The organism is Pseudomonas sp. Sample_24, from assembly GCF_004307605.1.
Lineage (GTDB): Bacteria > Pseudomonadota > Gammaproteobacteria > Pseudomonadales > Pseudomonadaceae > Aquipseudomonas.
In genome coordinates this window covers 1-2,717 of record NZ_RCNW01000115.1, presented here as the reverse complement: position 1 = coordinate 2,717, position 2,717 = coordinate 1, and the positions used below count along the sequence as shown (strand labels likewise).

Below are 2,717 nucleotides of genomic sequence, written 5' to 3'. Positions count from 1 at the left end.
CCGGCCTATCCGATCAACAGCCGCGTGGTCACCACCTGGTTCCCCGAGCGCGAACGCGCCACGGCCATCGGCTTCTACACCTCGGGACAGTTTGTCGGCCTGGCATTCCTGACGCCAGTGCTGGCCTGGCTCCAGCATGAATTCGGCTGGCACATGGTGTTCGTCACCACAGGTGCAGTGGGCATTCTCTGGGCGGTGATCTGGTACGCGGTGTATCGCGAACCACGGGATTTCAAAGGCGCCAACCAGGCTGAAATCGATCTGATCCGCGAAGGCGGCGGGCTGGTGGATATCCAGGCCGAACAAGCCAAGGTCAAGGCCAAATTCAGTTGGGCCGACCTTGGTATTGTCTTGAGCAAGCGCAAACTCTGGGGCATTTACCTTGGCCAGTTCTGCCTCAATTCGACGTTGTGGTTTTTCCTGACGTGGTTCCCGACCTACCTGGTGAAATATCGCGGCATGGACTTCATCAAGTCCGGTCTGTTGGCATCGCTGCCTTTTCTGGCGGCGTTCGTCGGCGTGTTGTGTTCCGGTTTCTTCTCCGACTTTTTGATCCGCCGTGGCTACAGCGTCGGTTTCGCCCGCAAGTTGCCAATCATCAGTGGCCTGCTGATTTCCACGTCGATCATCGGCGCCAACTTCGTCGAATCGACGCCGCTGGTGATTGCGTTCCTGGCATTGGCCTTTTTCGGCAACGGTCTGGCTTCGATCACCTGGTCGCTGGTGTCGACGCTGGCGCCGGCCCGCTTGCTGGGATTGACCGGTGGCGTGTTCAACTTCATCGGCAACCTGTCGGCCATCGCCACGCCTATCGTGATCGGCTTCCTCGCCAGCGGTGATTCCTTTGCTCCGGCGATCACCTACATTTCGGTACTGGCATTGATGGGAGCGCTGTCCTACATCTTGCTGGTGGGCAAGGTCGAGCGTATCAAGTTGTAGTCGTGCCATCCGGGCGACCATAATGCCGCCCGTTCACTCGCTCAACGGTAAAGGCTGGATATGCAGGAAGACGCCCCAAAAATCGCCAAGGACGCCGCACCGACCGGCACCCAGACACTGCTTCGCGGTTTGGGTGTGGTCCAGGCCGTGGCCAGCGGCGCCCGCGATCTCAAGGAAATCGCCCGCTTGATCGGCACCACGCGCAGCACCACTCATCGCCTGGCCAGTTGCCTGGTGGACGAGCGTTACCTGCGGGTGGTGCCGCAAGTCGGATATCTGTTGGGGCCGAAGCTGATCGAGCTGGGATTCCAGGCGCGCGAAGAGTTGCCGCTGGTGACCCTGGCCGGACCGTATCTGGATGAGTTGTCGGCTTTGACCGGCGACACCATTCACCTGGCGATCCGTGAAGGCGACGAGGTGTTGTACCTGCACAAGAATCCGGGGCGCAACGGCCCGGAAATGCGCTCGCGGGTCGGCCACCGCATGCCGTTGGCGCGCACCGGGATCGGCAAGGCGCTGATGCTCGATGATTCGCCGCAAGAGTGGCAGCGCCTGTACGAAGTCAGCCTGCCGGTGGGTGGAAAAAACCAGTTCTGGCCGCAGCACCCGGAGCAATCCTGGGAGCAGTTCCAGCAGCGCATGATCGAGTACGTGGCCGGTGGTTATGCCTTCGACCTGGAAGACAACGAACCGTCGATCCGCTGCGTGGCCGCGCCGATTCGTGATGCCAGCAAACGCATCGTCGCCGGCATCAGCATTGCCAGTACAGTGCCGTATATGCCGCTGGAAAAAATGGCCGAGCTGATTCCTCTGATCAAAGGCGTCACAGCGCGGCTGTCGGCGGAGCTTGGCCTCAAGGTTTAAACACATTCCCCCTGTAGGAGCGAGCCTGCTCGCGATAGCGGTGGGTCAGTCGACGGCAATGTTGAATGATGAACCGTCATCGCTGGCAAGCCAGCTCCCACAGTGAGTGGTGTTATGCCCTGGATCGCAGGCAACAAAAAGGCCCCCGTTTCGGGAGCCTTGATGTTCGCGGTTCGGCTTACATGTTCGGGTAAGTCGGGCCGCCAGCGCCTTCCGGCGTCACCCAGGTGATGTTCTGTGCAGGATCCTTGATGTCGCAGGTCTTGCAGTGAACGCAGTTCTGGGCGTTGATCTGGAAGCGCTTCTCGCCGTCTTCCTTGGTGATCACTTCGTACACGCCGGCCGGGCAGTAACGCTGGGCAGGCTCATCGTACAGCGGCAGGTTCTTGCTGATCGGGATGCTCGGATCGGTCAGCTTCAGGTGGCACGGTTGTTCTTCTTCATGGTTGGTGCCAGAGATGAATACCGAGCTCAGTTTGTCGAAGCTGATCTTGCCGTCCGGTTTCGGGTAGTCGATCTTCTTGCAGTCGGCCGCCAGCTTGAGGCACGCATAATCCGGCTTGGTGTCGTGCAGGGTGAACGGCAGTTTGCCACCGAAAATGTTCTGGTCCAGCCAGTTGAAACCACCGCCGACAATAGCGCCGAACTTGTGGATCGCCGGGCCGAAGTTACGGCTGGCGAACAGTTCTTCGTGCAGCCAGCTGTTCTTGAACGCATCCACGTAAGTGGTCAGCTCTTCGGTGCCGTCCTTGTCGGCAAACAGGGCGTCCGCCACGGATTCCGCCGCGAGCATGCCGGACTTCATCGCCGTGTGGCTGCCTTTGATCTTGGCGAAGTTCAGGGTGCCGAGGTCGCAACCGATCAGCGCACCGCCCTTGAAGACCATTTTCGGCAGCGAGTTCAGGCCGCCCTTG

The 2,717-nt window shown here is 60.1% G+C and carries 3 protein-coding genes; 2 read left to right on the top strand and 1 reads right to left on the bottom strand.

The window, feature by feature from the left end; all coding sequences use genetic code 11:
* Together D8V06_RS05730 and D8V06_RS05725 are read left to right on the top strand one after the other, a co-directional pair.
* On the top strand, positions 1 to 939 hold a 939-nt coding region (locus D8V06_RS05730; protein WP_130930590.1), incomplete at its 5' end, for an MFS transporter.
* A gap of 60 nt (positions 940 to 999) precedes the next feature.
* A complete protein-coding gene (locus tag D8V06_RS05725; protein WP_056855907.1) occupies positions 1,000 to 1,803 on the top strand; it encodes an IclR family transcriptional regulator in 804 nt (267 codons plus the stop codon).
* Positions 1,804 to 1,981: 178 nt separating this feature from the next.
* On the opposite strand, the gene D8V06_RS05720 is transcribed toward D8V06_RS05725, so the two are convergent.
* A partial coding sequence (locus D8V06_RS05720; protein WP_177434380.1) for a 4Fe-4S dicluster domain-containing protein occupies positions 1,982 to 2,717 on the bottom strand: 736 nt, incomplete at its 5' end.